22 protein-coding genes are annotated in these 24,986 nt (G+C 74.6%); 13 read left to right on the top strand and 9 right to left on the bottom strand.

Going from position 1 to position 24,986, the window contains the following annotated elements:
* The first annotated feature begins 109 nt into the window (after positions 1–109).
* From L7D48_RS01900 to L7D48_RS01890, 3 genes are all read left to right on the top strand, one after another.
* Positions 110–1,891: a S8 family serine peptidase gene (locus L7D48_RS01900; protein ID WP_237876733.1), complete on the top strand. Its 1,782-nt coding sequence runs from the start codon at positions 110–112 to the stop codon at positions 1,889–1,891.
* 397 nt (positions 1,892–2,288) lie between these two features.
* Positions 2,289–5,075 (top strand): LuxR family transcriptional regulator, encoded by a 2,787-nt coding sequence (locus L7D48_RS01895; RefSeq protein WP_237876730.1) that lies wholly within the window; start codon positions 2,289–2,291, stop codon positions 5,073–5,075.
* 154 nt (positions 5,076–5,229) lie between these two features.
* Positions 5,230–5,688 carry a nuclear transport factor 2 family protein gene (locus L7D48_RS01890; protein ID WP_237876728.1) on the top strand — a complete coding sequence of 153 codons (459 nt, stop codon included), beginning with the start codon at positions 5,230–5,232 and terminating at the stop codon, positions 5,686–5,688.
* Positions 5,689–5,825: 137 nt separating this feature from the next.
* On the opposite strand, the gene L7D48_RS29060 is transcribed toward L7D48_RS01890, so the two are convergent.
* The 4 genes from L7D48_RS29060 to L7D48_RS01875 are packed head-to-tail and all read right to left on the bottom strand — an operon-like array spanning position 5,826 to position 8,336.
* Positions 5,826–5,948: a hypothetical protein gene (locus tag L7D48_RS29060; protein WP_256462320.1), complete on the bottom strand. Its 123-nt coding sequence runs from the start codon at positions 5,946–5,948 to the stop codon at positions 5,826–5,828.
* Positions 5,949–5,983: 35 nt separating this feature from the next.
* Positions 5,984–6,964, bottom strand: coding sequence for an MBL fold metallo-hydrolase (locus L7D48_RS01885; protein WP_237876726.1), 981 nt, complete (start codon positions 6,962–6,964; stop codon positions 5,984–5,986).
* 35 nt (positions 6,965–6,999) lie between these two features.
* A complete protein-coding gene (locus tag L7D48_RS01880; protein ID WP_237876724.1) occupies positions 7,000–7,515 on the bottom strand; it encodes a flavin reductase family protein in 516 nt (171 codons plus the stop codon).
* 35 nt (positions 7,516–7,550) lie between these two features.
* Positions 7,551–8,336, bottom strand: coding sequence for an SDR family NAD(P)-dependent oxidoreductase (locus L7D48_RS01875; RefSeq protein ID WP_237876722.1), 786 nt, complete (start codon positions 8,334–8,336; stop codon positions 7,551–7,553).
* Between the two features lie 232 nt (positions 8,337–8,568).
* Between L7D48_RS01875 and L7D48_RS01870 the strand changes: the two genes are divergently transcribed.
* Positions 8,569–9,051 carry an SRPBCC family protein gene (locus tag L7D48_RS01870; RefSeq protein ID WP_237876720.1) on the top strand — a complete coding sequence of 161 codons (483 nt, stop codon included), beginning with the start codon at positions 8,569–8,571 and terminating at the stop codon, positions 9,049–9,051.
* Positions 9,048–10,202: an acyl-CoA dehydrogenase family protein gene (locus L7D48_RS01865; protein ID WP_237876718.1), complete on the top strand. Its 1,155-nt coding sequence runs from the start codon at positions 9,048–9,050 to the stop codon at positions 10,200–10,202. The genes L7D48_RS01870 and L7D48_RS01865 overlap by 4 nt, the downstream gene beginning before the upstream one ends.
* 217 nt (positions 10,203–10,419) lie before the next feature.
* Here the strand turns inward: L7D48_RS01865 and L7D48_RS01860 are convergent, their stop codons facing one another.
* The 3 genes from L7D48_RS01860 to L7D48_RS01850 all read right to left on the bottom strand — a co-directional run bounded on the left by L7D48_RS01860 (position 10,420) and on the right by L7D48_RS01850 (position 13,318).
* Positions 10,420–11,700 carry an NAD(P)/FAD-dependent oxidoreductase gene (locus L7D48_RS01860; protein ID WP_237876716.1) on the bottom strand — a complete coding sequence of 427 codons (1,281 nt, stop codon included), beginning with the start codon at positions 11,698–11,700 and terminating at the stop codon, positions 10,420–10,422.
* The gene (locus L7D48_RS01855; RefSeq protein WP_237876714.1) at positions 11,700–12,023 is read right to left on the bottom strand and encodes a 2Fe-2S iron-sulfur cluster-binding protein; all 324 of its coding nucleotides are present in this window, start codon (positions 12,021–12,023) and stop codon (positions 11,700–11,702) included. Before L7D48_RS01855 ends, L7D48_RS01860 begins: the two co-directional genes overlap by 1 nt.
* Positions 12,024–12,088: 65 nt before the next feature.
* Positions 12,089–13,318: a cytochrome P450 gene (locus tag L7D48_RS01850; RefSeq protein WP_237876712.1), complete on the bottom strand. Its 1,230-nt coding sequence runs from the start codon at positions 13,316–13,318 to the stop codon at positions 12,089–12,091.
* 217 nt (positions 13,319–13,535) lie between these two features.
* On the opposite strand from L7D48_RS01850, the gene L7D48_RS01845 reads away from it, so the two are divergent.
* The 3 genes from L7D48_RS01845 to L7D48_RS01835 all read left to right on the top strand — a co-directional run bounded on the left by L7D48_RS01845 (position 13,536) and on the right by L7D48_RS01835 (position 16,488).
* Complete coding sequence (locus L7D48_RS01845; protein ID WP_237876711.1) at positions 13,536–14,696, top strand: CaiB/BaiF CoA-transferase family protein; 1,161 nt, start codon at positions 13,536–13,538, stop codon at positions 14,694–14,696.
* Between the two features lie 81 nt (positions 14,697–14,777).
* On the top strand, positions 14,778–15,899 hold the full coding sequence (locus L7D48_RS01840; RefSeq protein WP_237876709.1) for an epoxide hydrolase family protein: 1,122 nt from the start codon (positions 14,778–14,780) through the stop codon (positions 15,897–15,899).
* A gap of 109 nt (positions 15,900–16,008) precedes the next feature.
* Positions 16,009–16,488: a hypothetical protein gene (locus tag L7D48_RS01835; RefSeq protein ID WP_237876707.1), complete on the top strand. Its 480-nt coding sequence runs from the start codon at positions 16,009–16,011 to the stop codon at positions 16,486–16,488.
* Positions 16,489–16,595: 107 nt separating this feature from the next.
* Here L7D48_RS01835 and L7D48_RS01830 read toward each other — a convergent pair whose 3' ends face one another.
* Both L7D48_RS01830 and L7D48_RS01825 read right to left on the bottom strand, forming a co-directional pair.
* Positions 16,596–18,293, bottom strand: coding sequence for an alpha/beta fold hydrolase (locus tag L7D48_RS01830; RefSeq protein WP_237876705.1), 1,698 nt, complete (start codon positions 18,291–18,293; stop codon positions 16,596–16,598).
* Positions 18,294–18,506: 213 nt separating this feature from the next.
* Positions 18,507–19,631 (bottom strand): winged helix DNA-binding domain-containing protein, encoded by a 1,125-nt coding sequence (locus L7D48_RS01825; protein WP_237876703.1) that lies wholly within the window; start codon positions 19,629–19,631, stop codon positions 18,507–18,509.
* Between the two features lie 159 nt (positions 19,632–19,790).
* Between L7D48_RS01825 and cimA the strand changes: the two genes are divergently transcribed.
* The 5 genes from cimA to L7D48_RS01800 all read left to right on the top strand — a co-directional run bounded on the left by cimA (position 19,791) and on the right by L7D48_RS01800 (position 24,853).
* On the top strand, positions 19,791–21,428 hold the full coding sequence (cimA, locus tag L7D48_RS01820) for a citramalate synthase (protein WP_237876731.1): 1,638 nt from the start codon (positions 19,791–19,793) through the stop codon (positions 21,426–21,428).
* A gap of 106 nt (positions 21,429–21,534) precedes the next feature.
* Positions 21,535–22,572, top strand: coding sequence for a ketoacyl-ACP synthase III family protein (locus tag L7D48_RS01815; RefSeq protein WP_237876701.1), 1,038 nt, complete (start codon positions 21,535–21,537; stop codon positions 22,570–22,572).
* Positions 22,573–22,818: 246 nt separating this feature from the next.
* Positions 22,819–23,889, top strand: coding sequence for an aromatase/cyclase (locus L7D48_RS01810; RefSeq protein ID WP_237876699.1), 1,071 nt, complete (start codon positions 22,819–22,821; stop codon positions 23,887–23,889).
* Positions 23,876–24,508 (top strand): antibiotic biosynthesis monooxygenase, encoded by a 633-nt coding sequence (locus L7D48_RS01805; RefSeq protein WP_237876697.1) that lies wholly within the window; start codon positions 23,876–23,878, stop codon positions 24,506–24,508. The genes L7D48_RS01810 and L7D48_RS01805 overlap by 14 nt, the downstream gene beginning before the upstream one ends.
* Positions 24,509–24,607: 99 nt before the next feature.
* The gene (locus L7D48_RS01800) at positions 24,608–24,853 is read left to right on the top strand and encodes an acyl-CoA carboxylase subunit epsilon (RefSeq protein WP_237876696.1); all 246 of its coding nucleotides are present in this window, start codon (positions 24,608–24,610) and stop codon (positions 24,851–24,853) included.
* Positions 24,854–24,986: the final 133 nt, after the last annotated feature.

Genomic DNA, 24,986 nt, shown 5'->3' with positions numbered 1-24,986 from the left:
CGCACCAGGCACCCCCACTGCCCGGCCCGCCCGGGCAGCTTCGAAAGGACCCCCCGTGAAGGCCCCAAGGCGAAGACTGATATCAGTGCTGGCGGCGACCGCCACCCTCATGACCGGAGCCGCCACCGCGTCCGTCGCGACCGCGGCCCCGCAGGCGGGGGAGACCGCACCCAAGGCCGGCGAGCAGCGCACCGAACTCCCCGAGGCACCCGCGGACGGCGTCATCGTCGCCTACCACAACCGCACCGAGACCAAGGCAGCAGGCGCGTCCCCGAGCGCGGCCGAGTCCGATTCCGAGGCGAGGGCCGAGGCCAGGGCCAAGGGCAGGAAGACCGGGCAGAAGCTGAAGTTCGAGCGCCGCCTGGCCACGGGAGCGGCCCTGTACGAGGTGGAGGGCAAGACCTCGCAGGCCGAGATCAACAAGATCGTCAAGGCCTTCGAGAGCGACCCGGACGTCGCCTACGCCGAGCCCAACACGCGTGTGTACGCGATGGCGACCCCCAACGACCCGCGGTACAGCAGCCAGTGGGACCTCTTCGAGTCCACCGCCGGCATGCGCGTGCCCGGCGCCTGGGACAGGTCCACCGGCCAGGGCACGGTCGTCGCCGTCCTGGACACCGGCTACGTCGCCCACTCCGACCTCGCCGCCAACATCGTCTCCGGCTACGACTTCGTCTCCAACGCCACCAACGCGCGGGACGGCAACGGCCGCGACGGCAACCCCGCCGACGAGGGCGACTGGTTCTACGCCGGCGAGTGCGGCGCCACCTACGACAGCCCCTCCTCCTGGCACGGCACCCACGTCGCGGGCACCATCGCCGCGGCGACGAACAACGGCAAGGGCATCGCGGGCATCGCCTACGGCGCGAAGATCCAGCCCGTCCGCGTGCTCGCCAAGTGCGGCGGCACCACCGCCGACATCGCCGACGCCATCATCTGGGCCTCCGGCGGTACCGTCTCAGGCGTCCCGGCCAACCCCACCCCGGCCGACGTGATCAACATGAGCCTGGGCGGCGGCGGCACCTGCTCCAGCACCTACCAGAACGCGATCAACGGAGCGGTGGGCCGCGGCACCACGGTCGTCGTCGCGGCGGGCAACAGCAACACCAACGCCTCCGGCTTCGTCCCGGCGAACTGCTCCAACGTCGTCACCGTCGCCGCCGGCGACCGCCAGGGCAACCGGGCCTCCTACTCCAACTACGGTTCGATCATCGACATCACCGCCCCCGGCGGCGAGACCGCGACCCGGACCAACGGCATCCTCTCCACGGTGGACTCCGGCTCCACCCGGCCCGCCGGCGAGACCTACGCCTACTACCAGGGCACCAGCATGGCCGCCCCGCACATCGCCGGCCTGGCCGCGCTGATGAAGTCGGCCAACTCCTCGCTGAGCCCGGCCCAGATCGAGCAGCTGATCAAGTCCAATGCCCGCACCCTGCCCGGCACCTGCGGCGGCGGCTGCGGCGCCGGTCTGGCCGACGCCGCCGCGACCGTCGCGGCCGCGGGCGGCGACAGCGGCGGCGGGGACGAGGAGCCCCCGGCCGGCGACACCTACACCAACAGCGCCAACGTCTCCATCCCGGACAGCAACGCCACCGGTGTCACCTCCTCGATCGCGGTGAGCGGCCGCAGCGGCTACGCGCCGGCCGACCTGCGGGTGGACGTCGACATCAAGCACACCTACCGCGGTGACCTGGTCATCGAGCTGGTCGCCCCCGACGGCCGCTACGCCACCCTCAAGGAGGCCGCCTACGACAGCGCCGACAACGTGATCGCCACGTACACCGTCGACGCCTCCTCGGTGCTCGCCAACGGCACCTGGAAGCTGCGGGTCAAGGACGTCTACGCCGGAGACACCGGCTACATCGACTCCTGGAGCCTGACCTTCTGAGCGAACCGCCCGCCACCGGACGGGAGCGACCGGAACCGGCCCGAACGGGCCGGGACCGGCCGGCCCGGACGGCCACCGGACCGGGGCCCGTCCACCTGACGGGGCGGGCCCCGCACGGTCCCCACCGACGGTCCCCGCCCCCACCGGGGACCTCCGGCCGCTGATCCGGACCTCCACCGAGACGGTCCGCACGGCCGGCGAACCAGGGCCTGCCGGCGCTGCACCCGCCGGCAGGCCCTGACGGCTTCCCGGCGGCCGGCCCACCGCAACCGCACGGGAGGCCGCCGGAACCTCCGTCGAAAAACCGTCGAACGTCCACGCCGAAGACCATCGACCGGTAGCCCGTGTCCTCCGTATCCTCGCGGAGCACGGGCATGAACACGACCGGAGGCGGTTTATGGGTCTGGAACGGGAGACCCCCCGTCCGGCACTGGTCGGGCGCGGCGATCTGCTGGACCACCTGGAGCGGACCCTGCGCGACCACGGCAGGGCCGCCCTCACCGGCCCGCCGGGCATCGGCAAGACGGCCCTGGTCGCCGCCGTGGTCAGGCCTCAGGAACGCCGGGCACGCGGAGAGACCGTCCTGTGGCTGGCCCCGGAGGAGGAGGACCGGGGCATCCCCGGCGCCGGCGCGGCCGGACTGCTGGACGACGTGCCCGAGGAGATCCTGAGGGAGCTGCCCCGGCCCCAGCGCGCGGCCGTCGCCGTGGCCCGCCGCGAGACGGAGGCGCCCGCCGCCGGACAGGACCGCGTCGCCCTGCGGCTGGCCGTGGCCCAGGTGCTGCGCCTGCTCGCCGCCGAGGGGCCGGTGCTGCTGGTGGTGGACAACGCCCAGTGGCTGGACCCCGACAGCTCCGCCCTGCTCCGCTTCGCCCTGCACAAGGCCCCGCCCGCGGTGCGGGCCCTGGTGGCCGAACGGCAGCACACCAGCCCGCTGCACGCGGAGAACCTCTTCGGCCACACCGGCCCCCGCGTCGTCCCCGTCCCGCCGCTCGGCGCCGACCACATCGCCGCGCTGCTGGCCGACCACGAACTCCCCGCCCGTCTGGCCGGCCGCATCCACCGGGCCAGCGGCGGCAACCCCAGGCTCGCCCTGGCCATCGGCCGCTCCCTGGCGGGCGCCCGCACCTTCGTCCACCACGCCGACGAACTGCCGCCGGGCGGCGAGGCCCGAGCCGCCGCCCGCCACATGCTGGCCGAGGTGCCCGCCGAGGCGCACCCCACCCTGCTGCTCGCCGCGCTGACCACCGGGCCGACCACGACCGTGCTGCGCAGGGCGGGCCGGGCCTCGGCCGAGGCGGACCTCGCGGCCGCCGAACGGGCCGGGCTGGTCACCGTCGGCGAGGACGGCGCGGTCGCCTTCACCGCCGAGGTGGTGCCCGCGACCCTGGCCGCCGAGGCGGACTGGACGCAGCGGGCCGCCTGCCACACCGCCCTGGCCGACGCCGTGGGCGACCCCGTGCAGGCCGTACGCCACCGGGCCCTGGCATCCGACCCCCGCGACGCCGACGCGGAGATGGCCGGGGAGCTCGACCGGGCCCTGGAAGCCTGCCGCCGCCGCGGGGACCGCGCCCTGGCGGCCGAACTCGGCCTGCTCGCCGCCGAACGCACCCCCGCCGGCCGGCCGGAGGAGGAGGTGGCACGGCTGCTGGGGGCCGCCGCCGACGCGGCCCGCGCCGCCCGGCCCGACCTGTCCAAACGGGCCGCCGACGCCATCCTCGCCCGCGATGTGCCGCCCGCCGCCCGGCTGAGCGCCCGGCTCGCCATCCTGGACACCGCCTTCCAGAGCCTGGGCGACCTGGACGAGACCTTCTCCCACGCCCTGGCCGACGCCGGCGACGACCCGTCGATGCGCGCGGCCGTGCTGGTCCGGCTGGTGTGGAAGCAGCAACTGGCCGACGGCGACAGCGTCGCGGCCCGCGCCACCGCCGAGGAGGCGTACCGCCTGGCCCTGGCCGCCGGGGACCGGGAGACCGCCGTACTGGCGGCCACCGCCCGCGCCCGCATCAGCCGCGCCCTGGGGGAGCTTGAGGCCGAGGCGCACACCGAGGAGGCCCTGACCGTGTGGCGGGAGGGGCTCCCGCCCGCGCTGCGCAACGGGCCGCGGCTGCTCGCCTACCGCCACGCCCTGTTCGACGACCGGCTCACCGAGGCGCGCGAAGGACTGCTCGCCCTGCTGCCCGAGCTCGAACGGCTGGGAACCACCGAGGACCTGGTGGTGGCGCTGCGCTCGCTGGCCGAGGTCGAGGCCCGCCAGGGGCAGTGCGCCGCGGCCCTCGCCCACGCCCGCCGCGCGGTGTCCATCGCGCTGGAGGCCGGGTTCTCCCCGGGGCCGCTGTGGTACAGCGCGGCGCTGGCCGAGACCGCCGGCGGCAGCTTCCGGCGCGCGGCCGACTACGCCCGCCGCAGCCTGCGCGCCTCCCAGGAGGAGGGCGACCAGGTCTTCGTGCACTGCTCCCTGTACGCGCTCGGGCGCGTACAGCTCGCCATGGGCGAGACCGCCCTGGCCCTGGAGACGCTCGGCGGCATCCGCGACCTGCCGATCGCCGCCCTGGCCACCGACCCGTCCGTCCTGCGCTGGCACGAGGAGCTGGCCGAGGCGTACGTGGCCGGCGGGGAGCCGGAGAGGGCCGCCGACCTGCTGGCGGAGGTCACCCCGGTGGCACGGCGGCTGGGCCGCACCACCGTGCTGACGGCGCTGGACCGGGTCCGCGGCCAGTACCTGGCGGCCACCGGCGATCCGGACGCGGGGGCGGAACTGCTGCGGGAGACCGCCGGCCGCTTCACCGGGCACGGGCTGCCCATCGAGGCCGGACGCACCCTGCTGGCGCTGGCGCGCACCGAGCGCCGCCGCAGGCGCCGGGCGGCCGCGCAGGCCGTACTGCGCGAGGCGGCCGGGGTGTTCGACCGTGTCGGGGCCCGGCCCTGGGCGCGGCTGGCCGGCGGCGCCCCGCCACGCGGCGGGGCCGATCCGTTCCCCGGCGGGCCGGCCGGGTTCACCGAGGGACTCACCGAGGCGGAGCGGCGCCTGGCCCTGCTCGTCGGGCAGGGGGCGAGCAACCAGGAGGCGGCGGCCAGGCTCTTCCTCAGCGTCAAGACCGTCGAGGCCCGGCTGACCCGCATCTACCGCAAGCTCGGCGTCCGCGGCCGGGCGCAGCTCGCCGTGGTGGTGCGCGACGAATGACCCGCCCGGCCCGCGCGGCCCGTGCGAGCCGGAACGTACGAGCCGGGCGGCCGTGCGAGCCGGTCTCCAGCGGTGCTGAAGCCGGACGCGGCAGCGTGGTGGCGATCGCGCCGCCGGCCTTCGGCGGCGCAGGCCGTCATCGAAGGGAGTCGCCGTGTCTCAGGCGGTCCAGGCAACCAGGAGCAAGGTCACCGGGGACCTCTACGCGGAGGTGCAGACGTTCTACGCGCGGCAGATGCGCCGCGTGGACGCCCTGGACATCGAGGGTTTCGCGGACACCTTCACCGACGACGGCGTGGTGGTGCACGCCAACGGCGAGCGGGCGCAGGGCCGGGAGCGGATGGTCGCGGGCATGCGGGCGAACCTGCCGCGCTACCGGGACATCGCCGTCCGGCACTGGTTCGACCACCTGCTGATCGAGACCGACCCCGAGGACGAGGACACCCTGCGGGTGTCGTACTACACGCTCGTCACCCAGACCGACCGCGAGGGGAAGGTCTCCTTCCAGCCGACCTTCACCGTCGACGACGTGCTGGTGCGGCGCGACGGCGAACTGCTCACGAGGTCGCGGGTCATCCACCGCGACACCCCCGTGGAGCTCCCCGCCTCCTGAAGGCGCCTTCCGGGCCCGGCCCGAGCGGCGCGCGGTACGGCGAACGGCATCACGGCGGTGGCCCCCCGATGGGATTCGGGGGGCCACCGCCGTGATGCCGCACGCACCGCTTCCGTCCGGGGCCTCCGGACGGCCCGTCAGTCGATGCCCCGCCAGATGTGCGGCTCGGACGCGTCGTCCTCCTCTCCGGCCAGCAGGGGAACGGGGGTGTCCCCGAAGTCGTGTTCCAGGGGCTCACGCTCCGGCGCATCGGTGATCATCGTCATCTCCTCCCCGCCGGATCCGGCACGCCGCCTCAGGCGTGGCAGTCCGGCAGTCCTCCGTGGTACGCGACCATCTCCCCGAAGGGGCCGGCCACGTCCATCCGCGCCCCCGGCGGCAGCCCCTCCAGCTCCGCGCGGGCGCGGTGCAGGTTCCCGACCAGGCGCTCGGGGTCGAGCAGCCCGGCGAAGCCGCCCAGGTCCGCGCGGCGCGCCGCCTCCAGCGGTGGCAGCCCGTCGCGCGCGGAATCCTCCGCGACGCGCAGCAGCCACCGCAGATACGCCTCGGTGGCGTCCAGCAGCTCCGGCCCGCCCACCGGCCCGTGACCGGGGACCACCACGCGCGGGGCGAGGGCCCGCATCCGCTCCAGCGCCCGCAGCGAACCGGTCACCGAGCCCATCAGCACGAACGGCGTCACCCCCGACCAGACCAGGTCGCCGGTGAACAGCACGCCGCGCTCGGGCACCCACGCCACCGTGTCGTCGGCGGTGTGCGCGGGGCCCAGGTGCAGCAGCTCCACACGCAGGCCCCCGGCGTGGAGGGTGAGCCCGTCGCGGAAGGTCAGCGTCGGCAGGGTCAGCGGGACGTCGCCCCACTCCACGTCCGGCCACAGCCCGCACAGCCCCAGCCCCGCCTCGGCGCTGTCGGCGCGGGTGCCCTCGTGCGCGACGACCACCGCCCGAGGTGTGAACTGGCTGTTGCCGAAGGTGTGGTCGCCGTGGAAGTGGGTGTTGACGACGATGCCCGGCCCGTCCGGGGCGACCCGCTCCACCTCCCGGCGCAGCAGCCGGGCGCGGGCCTCGGTGGCCGCGGTGTCGATCAGGACGGGCGGGCCCTCGCCGCCGGGCCGGCCCGTCACCAGGCCCGCGTTGTTCAGGCACCAGCCGCCCGGCGGCTGGACGAAGGCGTGGACGCCGTCGGCGACCTCCTCCAGGAAGGGGGCGCCGGCGGCCGGGGAGGCCGCGGGACCGGGGGCGGCGGGACCGGAGGCGGTGGTGCCGAGGGACAGGGTCATGGGGACTCCCGTGCGGTCGTGGGCCGGCGGACGCCTCAGGCGAGCGCCGCGTACCGGCCGTGGTGGAACAGCAGTGGGCGGCGGTCCGGCGTCGAGCGGTGCAGGGCGACGACCCGGCCCAGGAACACCATGTGGTCGCCGCCCGCGTACTCCGCGTGCAGCCGGCACTCGAAGAAGGCGGCGGCGGAGGGCAGCACCGCGTTCCCGGTGACGCCCTCCACGGCGTCCAGCAGCCGCATGGCAGGCTCCCCCGACGGGCGGTCGGGGCGGGCGAACAGGGCCGACAGGTCCCGCTGGGTCTCGTCCAGCACGTTCACCGCGAAGCTCCCGGCCTCCGAGACCCGCCGGACCATCCGGCTGTCCGACTTCAGGCAGACCAGCAGGAGCAGGGGGTCGAGGGACACGGAGGTCAGGCTGTTGACGGTGACGACGGACGCCGCGGCCCCGCTTCCCCGGGAGAGCAGCGCCACCCCGGTCGGGAAGCACCCCATGGCCGACCGGAAGGCCGCGATGTCCGACTCGGGGGTCAGTGTGGTGCTGTCACGCCTCATGGTTGCGGCTCCAAGGTCTCGGTGCGCCGGCCGGATCAGTAGTTGCCGAGGCCGCCGCAGACGTTGAGCGCCTGGGCGGTGATGGACGCGGCGGTGTCGGAGACCAGGTAGCCGACCAGGCCGGCGACCTCCTCCGGAGTGGAGTAGCGGCCCAGCGGGATCTTCGCCTGGAACTTCTCCAGGACCTCCTCCTCCGTCACGCCCCAGTGGCCCGCGTACCCCTGGCGCACCCGCTGGGCCATGGGGGTCTCGACGTAGCCGGGGCAGACGGCGTTCACGGTGATGCCGCTCTTGGCCAGCTCCTTGCCGACGGCCTTGGTGAAGCCGACGACCCCGTGCTTGGAGGCGGAGTACGGGGCGGCGAGCTCCACGCCCTGCTTGCCGCCGGTGGAGGCGATGTTGACGATCCGCCCCCAGCCGCCCTCCCGCATGCGGCCGTTCGCCAGCACCTCGCGGGTGACGCGGAAGGTGCCGTTGAGGTTGGTGTCGATCACGTCCAGCCAGAGGGCGTCCTCGATCTCGGCCGTGACCCCGCCGCCGCCCCGGCCGGCGTTGTTGACCAGGACGTCGACCCGGCCGTACTCGCCCACCGCCGCGGCGACGGCCTCGCGCACCTGCTCGGTCGAGGAGACGTCGCACACCGTGCCCGACACCTCCGCCCCCTCCGCGCGGAGCCGCTTGACCATGGCCTTCACGCTCTCCTCGGAGCGCGCCACACCGAACACCGCCATGCCCTGCCGGGCCAGCAGCTCGGTCACGGCGAGGCCGATACCGCTGGTGGCGCCGGTGACGAAGGCGACCCGCCGTCCTGCGTCTGTCATCGTGCTCTCCCGTTTTCCGTGAGGTGGCTTGGGTGACGACGACCGTGACCCCTGGGCCTTGCGCGGATCTCGATTCCCCCTCGAACCGCCGTGCGCCGAAACGGCACCGAACCGGCACCGGCCCGGCGTGCGCCGCACGGCGTTTCGAGCCGGGCTCGACACCCCGTCGAGCCCGGACCGCGACGGTGGTGCGCGTCCGATGTGCGCAAGACACGCAGCGAGGAGGCTCCACATGGCCGGTCAGCCCGAGCAGTCGGTCCCGGACGTACGGAAGTCGGTGACGGTGGCGGCCACGCCCGAGCACTGCTTCAAGGTCTTCACCGAGCGGCCCGAGGACTGGTGGCCGCCCACGCACGTCCTGCTGAAGAACGAGCGCGTCGGACTCGCCTTCGAGCCGGGCGTGGGCGGGCGCTACTACGAGTGGGACGCGGAGGGCAACGAGATCGACTGGGGACGGATCCTCACCTGGGAGCCCCCTCACCGGCTCTCGATGACCTGGCGGATCGACGGCCGCTGGCAGTCCATCCCCGACGACGAGCGCGCCAGCGAGATCGAGCTGACGATCACCCCCGTCGACGCGACCACGACCAGGGTCGAGCTGGCCCATGTGAAGCTGCACAAGCACGGCCCCGACGCGCAGGCGATCCACCGCGCGCTGGACGGTCCCAGCCCGGGCGAGACGCTTGAGCTGTTCGAGAAGGCCGTCCAGCGGTGACCGCCGGGACCGATGCCCGTCCCGCCGCCGGTGTGGCGGCGGGAGCGGAGGAACTGCGCGAACTCGCGGCCGGCCACGCGGCCGAGGCCGACGGCAGCGGCGCACTCGCCCCCGAGGTCGTCGGCGCGGTGCGCTCGCACGGGTTCGCCCGGCACTTCGTACCCGCCGCCTGGGGCGGGACCGAGGGGACGTTCGGCGAGCTGGCCGGAGCCGTCCTCACGATCGCCCGGAGCTGCCCGTCCACCGCCTGGATCGCCTCGCTCACCGCCCACTCGGCGCGGTTCGCGGCCCACCTCCCGCAGGAGGGCCAGCGCGAGATCTGGGGCGGCGGCCCCGACACCGTCGTCGCCGCCGGCCTGCCCCCGACGGGCCGGGCCGTCGCCGTGGACGGCGGCTGGCGGCTGAGCGGCAGCTGGGGTTACGTCAGCGGCGTCGAGCACGCCGACTGGGTCCTGCTGTGCGCGGCCGCGCCCGCGCCCGGGGCGCCCGCCGGGAGCCCGCCCGCCGGGGGCCCGCCCGCGATGCGCTTCTTCGCGGTGCGCGCCCGGGACTGCGCCGTCCACCCCACCTGGGACAGCATCGGCATGCGCGCCACCGGCAGCCACACCGTGGTGGTCGAGGACGTCCTGGTGCCCGGGCACCTGTCCTTCGACCGCATGGAGATGCTCTCCGGGCGCAACGCGCACTCCACCGCGGCGGTCCACAACGTCCCGCTGCCGGCCGCCGCGGGGCTGGCCTTCGCCGTCCCGGCGGCGGGCGCCGCGGCAGGGGCGCTGGACGCCTTCGCCGCCACGCTGACGGGGCGGCGGCGCACGCAGACGGCCGAGACGAGGCTGGTGCGCGCCTCGGGCCGGATCGACGCCGCCCGGCTCCTGATCGAGCGGAACGCCGCCACCGCCGACGGCGGCGCGTTCACCCGGGAGCTCCTGGCGCACAGCGAGCGGAACGCCGCCACCGCCGCCGAACTGCTCACCGAGGCCGTGGACCTGCTGGTCCACGGGGCCGGGACCAGCGGCCTGGCGCCGGCGCAGCCCCTCCAGCGCTTCTGGCGGGACGTCACCGTGGCGGCCAGCCATGTGGCGCTGCAGTACGACACCTCGGCGCGCGGCAGCTACGCGACGGCGCTGCTCGGCCCGGTGCGGCAGGGGTAGCGGCGAGGAGAGGGCGGCGGGTGTCCGCCGGTACGGCCGGAGGGGGCCGGGGTCCGATCGGACCCCGGCCCCCTCCGGCCGTACCGGGTGGGTCCCGGCTGTCCTCCGGCTGTCCAACCGCTGTGCCCGGCCGTCGCCCGGCCGTCGCGCACAACCGGTTCCGCGCCGCCCGGCCCGGGAAGGGGCGGACGGCGCGGAACCGGCGGAACGGACGCGGTCAGGCGGGCTGCCGCTGCCTGCCCTGGTACTCCTTCAGGTCGAAGCCGGGACGCGCGGCCTCCTCGGGGGAGAGGACGGGGCCGCCCTCCGCCGCGAGGAGCCGGCGGACGATCATGTGGTCGGCGGGCCGGCCGACCGACTCCGCCCCCAGCAGCCGCCCCTGGCGGAAGCACAGCACCGAGAAGCGGCCGCCGGAGGGGTCCCCGACGGTCACGGCGCGGTCGTGCCCGTCGGTGATCCCCGCGATCTGCAGCCTGATCGCGTACTGCTCCGTCCAGAACCACGGGACGGCCTCGTACGGCACCGGGTCCCCGCAGATCGCCGCGGCCGCGCAGCGGGCCTGGTCGGACGCGTTCTGCACCGATTCCAGACGCAGCTGCCGGCCGTAGCGCGCGCTGGGGAAGCGGGCGCAGTCGCCGATCGCGTGGACCGCCGGGTCGCTGGTGCGCAGCCACCGGTCGACGAGGACGCCGTCACCGACCTCCAGGCCCGCGGCGGCGGCGAGTTCGGCGCCGGGGCGCACCCCGACGCCGAACACCACCACATCGGCCGGGACACGCTCCCCGCCGTCCAGCTCCGCCACCCGTACGTGTCCGCGGGCGTCGCCGCGCAGGGCCGTCACCTCGCGGTGCAGGAGGACCCGGACGCCCTGCCGCAGGTGCTCCGTGCGCAGGTGCTCCGACATGCCGGGGCTCAGGGAGCGGGCCATCAGCCGCGGCCCCACCTCCACCACGGTGGCCTCCAGCCCCATCCGCCGTGCGGTGGCGGCCAGTTCGAGGCCGACGAAACCGCCGCCGACGACCAGCAGGTGCCCGCCCTCGCGCAGGGCCCCGTGCAGGGCCTCCCGCAGGGCGGCGGCGTCGGACAGGCCGCGCAGGGTCATGACCCCCTCCAGCCCGGCGCCGGGCACGGGCAGCCGCCGGGGGCGGGCGCCGGTGGCCAGGACGAGCCGGTCGTAGGACAGCCGCGTGCCCGAGTCCAGTACGACGGACCGCTCCTCGGGGTCGACGCGCACGGCACGGTCGCCGAGCACCAGGTCGATGCCCTGGTCCGCGTAGGAGGAGGCGGGCAGCAGCTCCAGGTCCCCGGCGTCCGCCGTGCCGCCGAGGTATCCCTTGGACAGGGGCGGGCGGCGGTAGGGGAGCGCCTCCTCCTCCCCCACCAGGGCGATGCGGCCGGGGAAGCCGCGGCCGCGCAGGGCCGCCGCCGTGTCCGCACCGGCCTGGCCCGCCCCGACGATGACGACGGACGACGCCGGAGACGCCGGGAAGGCCGCCATCAGGACTGGGCCTCCGGCAGGTGCACCACCAGGCCGTCGATCTCGTCGCTGACGGGAATCTGGCAGCTCAGCCGGCTGTTGGGGCGGCGGGGGCACGCCGTCCCGTACAGCACGTCGTCCTCCGACTCGTGCATCGGCGGCAGCGGCAGGGTGTTGGCCTCGTCGACGTAGACGTGGCAGGTGCCGCACTGCGCCGACCCGCCGCACTGGGCCTCGATGCCGTCGATGCCGTTGATCTTGGCTCCGCGCATCACGGTGTTCGGGGACGGGACGTCCACCACGGTGTCGGTGCCGTCGGGGTGTTTGTAGGTGATCTTGGCCATGGAGCTCTCCTCGGGCTCGTAGGGCTCGTCGGACTGTCGCTGGCGTGCGCGGGGACCGCGGTGGGTCACCAGGCGACCGGAAGCTCCCACAGGCCGTAGATGACCGCGCCCTCCTTGCGGGGGATCTCCAGGAAGGGCTTGGCCAGCCGGAGGGTCGGGATGCGGTGGAACAGCCTGCTCCACACGATCTCCAGCTCCAGGCGGGCCAGGTCCGCGCCGATGCAGTGGTGCACGCCGTGGCCGAAGCCCAGGTGCTTGCGGCTGCCGCGGCTGAGGATGACCTTGTCGGGCTCCGGGAAGACCTCCGGGTCGCGGTTGGCCGCCATCCCCAGGCAGAGGATTCCGTCGCCCTTGCGGATGACCTTGCCGCCGATCTCGATGTCGTCCAGGGCGACACGGGGAACGGCGGTGTCGCCGATGGTGGCGATCCGGATCAGCTCGTCGACCGCGGGCTTGACCAGATCCGGGTCGGCCTTGAGCTGTTCGAGCTGGTCGGGGTTCTCCAGCAGGCAGGCGGTGCCCAGGGAGATCTGGCTCGCGGTGGTCTCGTGGCCGCCGTTCATCAGCAGCCGGACCATGTTGAACAGGTCGCGGTCGGTGTACTCCTCGCCGGAGGAGGCGTAGTCGGCCATCGCCCTGCTGAGCAGGTCGTCGCCCGGCTCGCGCTTCTTGAGCTGGATGAGGTCGTCGACGTAGGCGTTCACCTCGACGATGGCCGCCTGGCGCTCCTCGGCCGAGCTGTGGCCGCCCAGCAGGGCGGTGCCGTGCTTGATGAAGAAGTCGTGCTTGTCCTGGGGGATGCCCAGCAGCTCGCAGATGACGGTCATCGGCACGGAGAGGGAGAACACCCGGTGCATGTCGACGGGAGGGGACATCGACAGCATCTTGTCGATGTGCTCGTCGACGATCTCCTCGATCCGCGGACGCAGCTTCCGCACCTGCCGGCTGGTGAAGGTGAGGGCGGCCTTGCGCCGGGTGTTGACGTGCTCCTGGCCGTCGTAGCCGATGAACGAGGTCTCGGTGCGGAACTCGGGCGGGGCGATGAAGTAGAAGGGGAAGTTCGCGTGCTTGCGCGAGGCGCTGACCCTGGGGTCGGTCAGCAGCTGGCGGATGGTGTGGTAGCCGGTGACCGTCCAGATGCGCAGACCGGAACCCGTCAGGGTCACCTGGGAGACGTCCTCCTGGACCATCTCCGTGTACTCGGGCGGCGGGCTGAAGGGGCAGGCGCGCTGGTAGGGGAAGGTCTTGGCCTCGGTCTCGGCTTCGCCGCCGGTTTCGATCGCGCTGGTGGTCATCCGGGTTCCTCCTGCTGATCAGCTGACTGACGGCCTTCTCGCTGTCCCGTCGCGGTGACGGGCGGCGGCGTGAAGACGGGTGGGCCGAGGCTAGGAACGGCGGCTAGGGCACAGGTCGAATCCCGGCGGACGGGGCCGCGCGTACCGCCCCCGCCCGCGCGGGCGGTACGAGGCCGGCTCAAGGGCCGCTGCAGAGCGGCTTCCTAGCTTCGCGGCCATGGAGACAGACACCGGCGGCGGACCGCTCAGCGGCCTGCGGATCCTGGAACTGGCCGCCATCGGACCGGCGCCCTTCGCCTGCATGGTGCTGGCCGACCTGGGGGCCGAGGTGATCCGGGTCGACCGGCCCGGGGGCGACCGGCCGTTCGGAAGCTGGCACCGGGTGCTGGACCGGGGCCGCCGCTCGGTCGCCCTGGACCTGAAGGACCCCGAGGCCGTCGGGGCGCTGCTGCGGCTCGTGGAGCGTTCCGACGTCCTGGTCGAGGGGTTCCGCCCGGGCGTCGCCGAGCGGCTGGGTGTCGGACCGCGGGAGTGCCGCGCCCGCAATCCGCGCCTGGTGTACGCCCGGATGACCGGCTGGGGCCAGACCGGCCCGCTGGCCGCCGCCCCCGGGCACGACATCAACTACATCGCGCTGACCGGCGCGCTGGACGCCGTCGGGCGGGCCGGCGGCCCGCCCGTACCGCCCCTGAACCTCCTGGGCGACTTCGCCGGCGGCGGGCTGCCGCTGGTCGTGGGCATCCTGGCCGCGCTGTACGAGCGGCGGCACTCCGGGCTCGGGCAGGTCGTGGACGCCGCGATCGTGGACGGCACCGCGTCGCTGCTGGGCATGCTGACGGCGATGGCCGACGCCGGCCGGTGGCGGCCGGAGCGGGGCGGCAACCTCCTCGACACGGGCGCCCCCTTCTACGACGTGTACGAGTGCGCCGACGGCGGCCACATGGCGGTCGGAGCCCTGGAGGAGCGGTTCTACCTGGAGTTCCTGGCCGTTCTCGGCCTGGACCCGCAGGGCCTGCCCGACCGCGGCGACCAGGGCAACTGGCCGGCCCTGCGAGGGGAGTTCGAGCGCAGGTTCGCCTCCCGGACCCGTGCGCAGTGGACGGAGGCGTTCGACGGCACCGAGGCGTGCGTGACCCCCGTGCTGACCCTGGCGGAGGCGGCCGAGCACCCCCACAACCGGGACCGGGGCACCTACCGCGAGGCCGGCGGGCTGCTCCAGCCCGCGCCCGCGCCGCGGTTCGGCCGGACGGCGGCACGGCTGCCGGGCCCGGCGCCGCGCTGCGGTGAGCACAGCCGGGAGGTCCTGGCCGAAAACGGACTGTCCGAGGCGGAGATCGGGCGGCTGCTGCCGTCCCGGCCGACTCGACCGGGGCTGTAGCCGCTGCTTCTAGCTTCCCCGTGACGAGACGCCGTGACGAGGGCCGCACCGCGAGGACAGCGGCAGGAAGGAGGCGGAAGGGTGAACGCAGCGATCGAGCCCTACCGGGTGGAGATTCCGCAGGCGGCTCTGGACGACCTGCGGCGAAGACTGGCCGGAACCCGCTGGCCGGACGCGGAGACCGTGGACGACTGGTCCCAGGGCGCACCGCTGGAGCAGGTCCGGGAGCTGTGCCGGTACTGGGCCGAGGAGTACGACTGGCGGGCCACCGAGGCCCGGCTGAACGCCCTGCCCCAGTTCCGCACCGAGATCGGCGGTGTGGGCATCCACTTCCTGCATGTGCGCTCCCCCCACCCGGGGAGCACGCCGCTGCTGCTGACCCACGGCTGGCCCAGCTCGGTGGTGGAGTTCCTCGACCTCATCGCCGCGCTCACCGATCCGGAGGACCCGGCGGACGCCTTCGACGTCGTCTGCCCCTCCCTGCCCGGCCACGGGTTCAGCGACCGGCCGCGGGAGACCGGCTGGACGGTCCAGCGCACCGCCGAGGCGTGGGCGGAGCTGATGGCCCGGCTCGGCCACGACCGGTACATCGCCCACGGCGGCGACTGGGGCTCGTGGGTCTCGGCCGCGCTGGGCAGCACCGACGCCGCGCACCTGGCCGGCATCCACCTCACCATGCCCCTGGCCAGGCCGCCGGAGCGGGAGGTCGAGCTGGACGAGCGGGACCGGGCCGCCATGGCGCGCATGGCCGGGTTCGGGAAGAACCGCTCCGGCTACGCGGCCATCCAGGGCACGCGTCCCCAGACCCTCGGCTACGGACTGGCCGACTCACCGGCGGCCCAACTCGCCTGGATCATCGACAGGTTCTGGGAGTGGGCCGACCACGACGGCGACCTGGAGAAGGCCGTGCCGCGCGACCGGCTGCTGGACATCGTCACGACGTACTGGCTCACCAACACCGGAACCTCCTCGGCGCGGCTGTTCTGGGAGAGCTTCGACAAGGAGCCGATGCGCCCGACCGACGTGCCCACCGGATGCTCGGTCTTCCCCAAGGACGCCTGGCTGCCCCGGGCGTGGGCCCGCGAGCGCTTCACCGACCTGCGCCACTGGCGCGACCTGGAGGACGGCGGCCACTTCCCGGCCCTGGAGCGGCCCGAGGTCCTGGCCGCCGAACTCCGCGCCTTCCGCCGCACCCTGCGCTGACGCGCGGCGGAGCACCGAACTCCCCACGGCGCGGCCCCGGCCGCGTCCAACCCCCCCATGCAAAGGCGCCGGGAACCGGCGCCGCCGAACAGAGAGAACGGGGAACACCGTGAACAGGAAGATCAGAAACGTACTGTCGGTCCTCGGACTGGCCGCGGCCGTCGGGGTCATGGCCCCGGGGGCCGCCACCGCCGGTACCACCGCCGGTACCACCACCGCCACCACCCCGGTCGGCACCTGGCGGGGCACCGTCGACCACGGCGACGGGTCCGGCCAGATCACCGTCTCCTTCCACAGGGGCGGTCTGGTCTGCCTGACCGCCGGCGACGGCTCGGACGGCGGCGGCCAGGGCCTGGGCATATGGAACCAGACCGGTGACGGCACCTTCACCTACCGCCTCGTGGAGAGGATGTTCCAGGCCGACGGCACCACCGTGGGCTACGTGGACGTCAACCAGAAGGCCGTCCAGCAGAGCGGGACGTTCGACAGCTCCGGCACCTCCCGGGTGTACGACGCGGTGGGCACCTACCTCACCAGCGTGGAGGCCAAGGTCTCGGTCCAGCGGGTGAGCACCACCCCCAGCTGCTGAACGGGCCGCGCCCGCGAGGGGCCGGCCCGGGAGTTCCGCACTCCCGGGCCGGCCCCTCGCACGTGCCGTGCCCGTGCGGGCCGCCGCCTCCCGGCGGCCCGCACGGACTACACCGCTTCCGCGTCCGGCGGGACGTCCGGCCGGGGATCACCCGGGCAGCGGACCGTGCCGCCGGGCAGGACGCCCTCCAGCAGATAGCGGTTGACGTGCTCGTCCACGAGGGCGTTGCCGCCGAACCCGTAGATCTCGTGGGCGCCGGAGTCGGTCACCAGGACCAGCCGGTGCCCCAGCCGCTCGGCCATGGCCGTCGCGCCCTCGTGGTGGTCCAGCGGGTCGCCGTCGGCCTGGACCACCAGACCGGCCGGATACCCCTCGCGCCGCACCCGGGTGGCCTCCTCGGCCGGGGTGAACGAGCGGAACGTCCCCACCCACGGCTGGGCGCGCAGCACGCCGTAGCCGTAGGGGCACTCGTCCCGGAAGCGCCGCATGTCCCGGTAGTAGACCTCCAGGTCCGCGGGCCAGTCGGTCTCGCAGGTCACCGCCTCCAGCACGGCCTCCCGCACCTGGCCGGCGGCCGAGCCGGGGCGCCATGCCGACTGCCCGGCGAGCAGCTCCCGGGCCTGCTCGGTGCTCCCCGACGCGGCGGCCTTGTGGAGGTCGCCGACGAGCAGGGCCAGCACGTCCCAGCGCGGGCGCAGCGGGGCGAGGGTGCCCATGATCCCGTCGAAGGAGGTGCGCAGCGACGCGTCCGGGGTGCGGGCGGCCAGCAGGGACGCGGTCTCCTCGACGGAGGCCAGCACCTGCGCGGCGTCGGTGCCCAGGCCGTAGCGGCCGTTGCGCTCGCCGGCCCACGCCGCCCACGCGTCCACGTTCTCCCGGACGGCCAGGGCCTGTGCCATGAACTGCCGCCGCCAGTCCCAGCCGGGGTGGACGGAGGAGTCCAGCACGCTGCGGTCCAGACGCGCGGGGAACATGGTGCCGTAGACCGCGCCGACGAGCGTGCCGTAGGCGTAACCGACGAAGTTGATCCGCTCCTCGCCGAGGACGGCGCGGAGCAGGTCCATGTCGCGGGCGGTGTTGCGGGTGCTGACGTGCCGGCGCAGCTCGCCCCCGGCGCGCCGGCACCCCTCCTCGCGGGCCCGCATGTCCTCGGTGAGGAGGGCGAACGCCGAGTCCGGGGGACGCGAGTCGAAGACGGCCCGCGCGGGGGTGTCCTCGCCGTCCAGCCGGGTCGAGGCGCCGGTGCCGCGAGGGTCGAAGCCGATCAGGTCGTAGACCTCGTTCAGCGGGGTGGTCCGGTGGAGCTCGACCGGCATCATCCGGCCGTGGCCGTTGTCACCGCCCGGCCCGCCGTGGACCGACAGCAGGACACCCCGCCGCCGGGCGGGGTCCGCCGCCCGGCGCCTGCTGACCGCGATCGAGATGCGCCGGCCGCCGGGATCGGCGTAGTCCAGGGGGACCTCGACGGAGGCGAGTTCGAGCCCCTCCTCGGTGTCGCTCGGCGACCACCGAAGAGGCTGTGAGAGGAGCGCGCCCAGTTCTTCGGTGGGCTGTGGCGTCGGCATGGTGTGACCCTTCCGGTCTCGGGCGGCCCTGACCACGACGCCGCCGGCGTACCTGCCGGCCGGCATCGGCATCAGCGCGCCCGGGGCCTCGGTGAGACCGCCTTCGACGATCGTGTGCGGGAGGACGGACTTCCCCTCGTGCAGCCAGGTGCTGAAGTGCTGGTTCCATGCCCGGGTCTGCTCGGGGGTGTGGTGGGTGGCGAACGGGCGGACGGAGGCCTGCCGCACGACGGAGGCCATGACGTCCAGGCGCGGGAAGCCGCCGAGGCCGTCGCCGGCCCGGCCGAAGAGCGCGCCGCGGAGTGCGGACCGAGCGTCCCACCGCCGCCTGGACGGCCGCCTCGGACTGCTCGCCGCCCACGACGCCGGAGAGGACGTCGATACCGTCGCGAGCCTTCCGTGCGCCGCTTGAGCGGCACTCGACGGACGCGTGGGCGGACCCCGGCCGGAGGATCAGTCCAGCGGCTGCTCGATGCGGACGTCGAAGGTCTCGGCCCGGTCGGCCGCGAAGGCGAGCAGCTCGGCACCCGCGGCGGTCAGGGCCTGCGCGTCCGCGGCCCGCAGGGGCGAGAAGGGGGTGAGGGTGAGGGTCGCCGCGCGCCGCTGCTGCGTGATCTTCCACTTGCCGTGCACGAAGCCGTCCACCAGGAACGTCCCCGGGATCTGGGCGTTCTTGGTGTATATCGCCTTGCGGGCCCTGTCGCTGATGACCCGGGAGCGGTCCGCGTGGGACAGGATCAGGTTGTCGAACTCGGCGACGAAGCACGGCGGTACGGGGGTGTCGGGATCGGGGAGCGGGGCGCCGGGGACGTCCAGGAGCTCGGCGCCGTCCTCGGTGCGGGCGGTCCGCAGCCGGGGGCGGAGCTCCTCGGTGATCTCACGCAGCTGGGTGAGCCCCGACCAGGTCTGGATGTCCTGCACGGTGGCCGGGCCGAAGGCGGCCAGATAGCGCAGGACCATGGAGTGCGGCGAGGCCCCGTCGTCCAGGGGGCCGCCCAGCCACTCCTCGGCGTGGGCGTAGACCGGCTGGCCGGACGCCCCCCAGACCCCGCGGGGCGGGGTCTGCACCAGGGCCTCCATGAAGCGGAAGACGTTGGCCAGCACGGACGCCGGCCGGTCGGGCCACCGCTCCCGCAGCAGCTTCCCCAGCTCCGCCGCGCTGCGCGGGCCGTCCGCGAGCAGGGCCATGCCCGCGTCGGCGACCTCGCGGGGGTCCAGACCGGCGAGGTCCTTGCCGTACGTCGGGAGAACGCCGCGGTCGAACAGCGGCTGGAGCAGGGGGCGCAGGGCCAGGCAGTCGCGCGCGCTGACCAGGTGGACCGTCCCGCGCAACAGGGCGATGCGGACCGCCCTGCGGGAGGTCAGAAGTTCGGAGACCTCGTCGTGGCGGAAGTCCTCCAGCCGCGTCCACAGGCCGACGTAGGGGGCCTTGGGCGACTGCGCCTGCAGACCGACCAGGTGCTCCATCGCCTCCAGAGCGGTCATGCCGGACTTCTGGAGCAGCAGTTGGCGTGCCAGCAGGGCGCGGTTGAGGGCGCGCCGGCCGAGCACCGGAACCGATGACGCATGAGTGGGCATGGCGGACCAGCGTATGCGCACCGCGCCGGTCCCGCCCGCGGTCCGGGCCGGGCCGGCCCGCGGGGACGACCCGTGCTCGAGCGTTCCTCCAGCCGGCAGCCGGACGGTGGCACCTCCCGCGGCGCCGTCCGGCTGCCGGGGCACGACGAGGGAGGGACGATGGCCGATCGGCGCTTCCAGCTCTACGACACGACCCTGCGCGACGGAACACAGCAGGAGGGCCTGGCGCCGACGGTCGGGGACAAGCTCGCCGTCGCACGCCACCTGGACGCCTTCGGGGCGGGCTTCATCGAGGGCGGCTGGCCCGGAGCCATCCCCCGGGACACCGAGTTCTTCCGCCGGGCGCGCACCGAACTGAACCTGCGCAACGCGGAACTGGCGGCCTTCGGGGCCACCCGCAGGCCCGGCACCCTGGTCACCACCGACCCGCAGGTGCGGGCGCTGCTGGAGGCCGAGACCCCGGTGGTGACCCTGGTGGCCAAGAGCCACACCCGGCACGTCGAACTCGCCCTGCGCACCACGCTCGCCGAGAACCTGGCGATGATCGGCAGCACCGTACGGCACCTGGTGCGGGCCGGCCGCCGGGTCTTCGTCGACGCCGAGCACTACTTCGACGGACACCTCGCCAACCGCGAGTACGCCCTGGAGGTCGTCCGCGCCGCCGCCGAGGCCGGCGCCGAGGCCGTCGTGCTGTGCGACACCAACGGCGGCTCCCTGCCGGACGGCATCGGCGCCGTGGTGGCCGACACCCTCACCGCCACCGGCGCGCGCCTGGGCATCCACTGCCACGACGACACCGGCTGCGCGGTGGCCAACACCCTGGCCGCCGTGGACGCCGGCGCCGACCACGTGCAGGGCACCGCCCACGGATACGGGGAGCGGTGCGGCAACGCCAACCTGTTCACCGTCGCCGCCAACCTGGTCCTCAAGCGGGGCCGCACCGACGTCGTCCCCGCCGAGCGGCTGCGGGAGATGGCCGAGACGGGCCGCGCCATCGGCGAGCTGACCGGGGTGCACGCCCACCCGGCGGCCCCGTACGTCGGCGCCTCCGCCTTCGCGCACAAGGCCGGGCTGCACGCCTCCGCCCTGCGCGTGGACCCCGACCTCTACCAGCACATCGACCCCGGCCTGGTGGGCAACGCCATGCGCACCCTGGTCTCCGACATGGGCGGGCGCTCCTCCATCGAGCTCAAGGCCCGGGAACTGGGCTACGAGGTGTCGGCCGGCTCCGAGCCGGTGGCGCGGGCCGCGGCCCGGGTCAAGGAGCTGGAGGGGCGCGGCTACAGCTTCGAGTCCGCCGACGCCTCCTTCGAACTGCTGCTGCTGGAGGAGCTGACCGGCGGCGGGCTGGAGCAGCCCTTCGAGGTGGACGCCTGGAAGGTCGGTGTCGAGGAGCTGGCCGGCGGCGAGGTGCGCACCGAGGGGTCGGTGCGGCTGCGGATCGACGGCACGCCGCTGGCCGCGACCGGCACGGGCAACGGGCCCGTCAACGCCCTGGACCGGGCGCTGCACCAGGCGCTCGACCCGTTCTTCCCCGAACTGGCCCGGCTGGAACTGGCCGACTACCAGGTCCGGGTGCTGGGGAACGGCTCGGGCAGCGCCGCCGCCGCGCGCGTCCTGATCACCTTCACCGACGGGCGCCGCCGCTGGGGCACCGTCGGCGTGGACGGGAACACCGTCGCCGCCTCCTGGCGGGCCCTGCTGGACGCGGTCCGCTACGTCCTGCTGACCGAGTGCGGGGCCGACCACCGGGCCCCCCACCGTGCCGTTGTCCCCGCGGTGGCGGCGGTGGGCTGAAGCGTCCGCCCGACGCCTGCCCGACGCCCGTCCCGTACCCGTCCGACGTCCGTCCGGTGCCGCCGGCGGCACCGGACGCGACACCGCCGACGACCCTGGAGTGGCTGTGCGAGTGGAAGACATCTACATACGGGGGACCGGAGTGCGGCTCCCCTCGTCCCTGCCGGTGGCCGACGCGGTGGCGTCGGGCGCCTGCCCGGAACGGGTGGCGGCGGCCACGGGCATGGTCTCGGTGGCGTACTCGCCGGACGAGTCCGCCGCCGAGATGGCCGTGCACGCCGCCCGCACCGCCCTGGAGAGGGCGGGCGGCAGCGGCGGCGACACCGACCTGATCCTGCACGCCGACACCTACCACCAGGGCCAGGACCTGTGGCCCGTCGCCTCCTACGTGCAGCGCGAGGCGCTCGGCAACAGCTGCCCGGCCATCGAGATCCGGCAGATGTCCAACGGCGGCATGGCCGCCCTGGACCTCGCCCACTCCTACCTCACGGCCGTCCCCGGGCGCCGCGACGCGCTGCTGACCACCGCCGACCGGTTCTGCGAGCCCGGCATCGACCGCTGGCACACCGACCCGGGCACCCCGTACGCCGACGGCGCCACCGCGCTGGTGCTCTCCCGGCGCGGCGGGTACGCCCGGCTGCGCTCCCTGGCGATGCTCGCCGACCCCGAGCTGGAGCCCCTGCACCGCGGCGACGAGCCGTTCGGGCGGGCGCCCTTCTCGCACCGCATCCCGGTGGACTTCGAGGAGGCCAAGCGCTCCTTCGTGGCCCGGGTGGGCATGTCGTACGCCGTCACCCGCGCCCACGCCGGGCAGCAGACCGTGCTCAAGCAGGCGCTGGCCGACGCCGACCTGGAGCTGGGCGAGGTGGACTGGGTGGTGCTGCCGCACTTCGGGCGGCGCCGGCTGCAGTCCATCTACTACCAGCCGTTCGGCATCGACCCGTCCCGCACGGCCTGGGAGTGGAGCCGCACGGTCGGGCATCTGGGCGCGGGCGACCAGTTCGCGAGCCTGGACCACCTGGTCGTCTCCGGCCGGGCGCGGCCCGGTGACAACTGCCTGCTCGTCGGCGTCGGCGCCGGCTACAGCTGGGGCTCGGCGGTCGTGGAGATCCTGGACCGGCCCGAATGGGCGCACACCGCCTGAACACACCGCCTGAACACACCGCCCGAGCAGGCCGCCCGAGCGCACCGTGCGGACACACCGCCCGAACACGGCGGCGCGGACCTCTGAACGCAGCCGGCCGGCACCGCCCGGCCCGCGCACCCCGCCCGGCGGTCCGCCGGGCGGGCTCGAACCTCCCTCCTCCGGCGCTCCAGCCCTGCTCGAGCGCCCTCTGCCAACCTGACCCAGGCGCCGTGCGAGCGGCGCGACCCGAAGGGAAGACCCGCCATGGTGCCGAACACCGCCACCGCCACCGCCACCGCCACCGCCGTCGCCGAAGCCGCCGGGACCGCCCGGACCCATGTCACGGAGCACACCGTCGTCGTCGACGCGCCCGCGGACACCGTCTACGGCCTGGTCGCCGACGTCTCGGCGTGGCCGCAGGTCTTCGGCCCCACCATCCACGTCGAGGTCCTGGAGGAGCACGCCGACGAGCAGCTCCTGCGGATCTGGGCCACGGCCAACGACCAGGTCCGCTCGTGGACCTCGCACCGCATCCTCGACAGCCGCGCCCGTACCGTCTCCTTCCGCCAGGTGGCCTCCGCGCACCCGGTGGCGTCGATGGGCGGGAAGTGGCTGGTGGAGCCCAACGACGACGGCGGCAGCCGGGTCGTCCTGCTGCACGACTACACCGCCGTGGACGACGACCCGGCGGCGGTCGAGCTGATCGAGCGGGCCGTGGACCGCAACAGCCGCGCCGAACTGACGGCCCTGAAGAACGCCGCGGAGCAGAGCGGCGCCGAGCGGAGCGGCGCCGAGCAGAGCGGCGGGCGGACGGGTGCGGAGGACGGCGCACTGCGCTTCACCTTCAGCGACTCGGTGGACATCGAGGGCTCGGCCGAGGACGTCTTCGCCTTCCTCGACCGCGCCGACCTGTGGCCCGAGCGCCTGCCCCACGTCGCCCGCATCGGCCTGGAGGAGTCCCCCTCCGACGGCGGCGGCTCCACCGTCCAGCGCATGGACATGGACACCCGCAGCCCGGACGGCTCCCTGCACAACACCATGTCCGTGCGGGTGTGCTTCCCCGACCGGTCCGTCATCGTCTACAAGCAGCTGCGGGTACCGGTGGTGATGAGCGGGCACACCGGCCGCTGGGAGATCGAGCCCCACGGAAAGGGCGTGCGCGCCACCTCCTGGCACACCGTCACCCTCGACCCCGAGGGAGTGCGGCAGCTGCTGGGCCCCCAGGCCACGCTCGCCGAGGCCCGTGCCAAGGTCCGGCAGGCCCTGGGAACCAACAGCACCACCACCCTCCGGCACGCCAAGCGGTTCGCGGAGAACCTTCATGACCGATCGTGACCTCAGCAGTCCGCTGACCACAGTCCACCGGTTCACCGTCAAGGGGAACCCGCGCCGGTTCGAGCAGGAGTTCCGGGAGCACTCCCAGTACCTGCGCCGCCGGCGGGACTTCTCCTACCTGGTGACCGTGCGGCTGCTGGACTCCCCGGGCTCCTACGTCCACGTGGGGCACTGGCGGAGTCTGGAGGGCTTCATCGAGACCGTGCACACCGAGACGTTCCTCGAACACGTGCGGTGCCTGGAGCCCATGGTGGACACCGAGGCCGACCAGGCGGTCAGCGTCGACCGCCTGCTGGTGCGCAACGCGCGGCCCGGGCACGACAACGTGGTGCTGCTGCCGTGCACCGTGCTGGGCGGGGCCCTGGAGTTCGAGAAGGAGGCCCGCGAGCTGTCCCGCCTCCTGGCCGGTACCGACGGCTTCGGCGGCTTCGACCTGCTGCGCTCGACCTTCCGGCCGCAGCGGTACCTGGGCATGGTGTGGTGGACCGACACCGGAGCCTGCGACCGGGCCCTGGCCGGCGCCGAGCGCGACGGGGCGTACGACGGGCTGGCCCGGGTGGCGCGATTACGCGTCGAGCGCACCCGGCACATCGCCTACGAGCGGGGAATCACGGGCTGAGCACGGCCGCCGGGCACGACGGGCCGGGCCCCAAGGGGTCCGGCCCGCCCGCGTCCGGCCCGCGAGCGCCCCTCTAGCCGCGGGGCGCACCCTGCCCGCATGGCCAACGACACACCACAGGCCCTGCTGACCGTCGTACGGGGGAACCCCGACGCGGGAGAGCTGGCCGCCGTCACCGCCGTACTGCTGGCGCTGTCGGCCCACCGGACCCCCGCGGACGCGTCCGGCCCGCGGGGACCGGAGGCCGCCGCGGAGGCCGGCGACCCGGAGGCGTCCGCGGAGCGGGCCGACTGGTCCGCCGGGCGCACCGGCTACCGCCCGCCCACGGCATGGTCGCGGGCATGACGGGGGGCCGGCCCGCCGGTCCGGGCGCGCCCGGACCGCGGGGGGCGTCCGCCGGTCCGGGGGATGTCGAGCCCGGTTCGAGAGGGTGTTCGTACCTTCCCGGAGGAGTCACACGGGCCGGTGCCACAGGCGC

The organism is Streptomyces sp. ICN903 (assembly GCF_022015835.1).
GTDB classification, from domain to species: Bacteria; Actinomycetota; Actinomycetes; order Streptomycetales; family Streptomycetaceae; genus Streptomyces; species Streptomyces fenghuangensis.
The sequence above is the reverse complement of the archived record's forward strand: the minus strand, read 5'-3'. Positions and strand labels throughout refer to the sequence as shown.

What these genes read in the sequence shown, in the direction of transcription:
- L7D48_RS01900 (WP_237876733.1), top strand. Translation starts at nt 110, where the DNA reads ATGACCGGAGCCGCCACCGCGTCCGTCGCGACCGCGGCCCCGCAGGCG.
- L7D48_RS01895 (WP_237876730.1), top strand. Translation starts at nt 2,289, where the DNA reads ATGGGTCTGGAACGGGAGACCCCCCGTCCGGCACTGGTCGGGCGCGGC.
- L7D48_RS29060 (WP_256462320.1), bottom strand. Translation starts at nt 5,948, where the DNA reads ATGATCACCGATGCGCCGGAGCGTGAGCCCCTGGAACACGACTTCGGG.
- L7D48_RS01885 (WP_237876726.1), bottom strand. Translation starts at nt 6,964, where the DNA reads ATGACCCTGTCCCTCGGCACCACCGCCTCCGGTCCCGCCGCCCCCGGT.
- L7D48_RS01880 (WP_237876724.1), bottom strand. Translation starts at nt 7,515, where the DNA reads ATGAGGCGTGACAGCACCACACTGACCCCCGAGTCGGACATCGCGGCC.
- L7D48_RS01875 (WP_237876722.1), bottom strand. Translation starts at nt 8,336, where the DNA reads ATGACAGACGCAGGACGGCGGGTCGCCTTCGTCACCGGCGCCACCAGC.
- L7D48_RS01870 (WP_237876720.1), top strand. Translation starts at nt 8,569, where the DNA reads ATGGCCGGTCAGCCCGAGCAGTCGGTCCCGGACGTACGGAAGTCGGTG.
- L7D48_RS01860 (WP_237876716.1), bottom strand. Translation starts at nt 11,700, where the DNA reads ATGGCGGCCTTCCCGGCGTCTCCGGCGTCGTCCGTCGTCATCGTCGGG.
- L7D48_RS01855 (WP_237876714.1), bottom strand. Translation starts at nt 12,023, where the DNA reads ATGGCCAAGATCACCTACAAACACCCCGACGGCACCGACACCGTGGTG.
- L7D48_RS01850 (WP_237876712.1), bottom strand. Translation starts at nt 13,318, where the DNA reads ATGACCACCAGCGCGATCGAAACCGGCGGCGAAGCCGAGACCGAGGCC.
- L7D48_RS01845 (WP_237876711.1), top strand. Translation starts at nt 13,536, where the DNA reads ATGGAGACAGACACCGGCGGCGGACCGCTCAGCGGCCTGCGGATCCTG.
- L7D48_RS01830 (WP_237876705.1), bottom strand. Translation starts at nt 18,293, where the DNA reads ATGGCCTCCGTCGTGCGGCAGGCCTCCGTCCGCCCGTTCGCCACCCAC.
- L7D48_RS01825 (WP_237876703.1), bottom strand. Translation starts at nt 19,631, where the DNA reads ATGCCCACTCATGCGTCATCGGTTCCGGTGCTCGGCCGGCGCGCCCTC.
- cimA (WP_237876731.1), top strand. Translation starts at nt 19,791, where the DNA reads ATGGCCGATCGGCGCTTCCAGCTCTACGACACGACCCTGCGCGACGGA.
- L7D48_RS01810 (WP_237876699.1), top strand. Translation starts at nt 22,819, where the DNA reads ATGGTGCCGAACACCGCCACCGCCACCGCCACCGCCACCGCCGTCGCC.
- L7D48_RS01805 (WP_237876697.1), top strand. Translation starts at nt 23,876, where the DNA reads ATGACCGATCGTGACCTCAGCAGTCCGCTGACCACAGTCCACCGGTTC.
- L7D48_RS01800 (WP_237876696.1), top strand. Translation starts at nt 24,608, where the DNA reads ATGGCCAACGACACACCACAGGCCCTGCTGACCGTCGTACGGGGGAAC.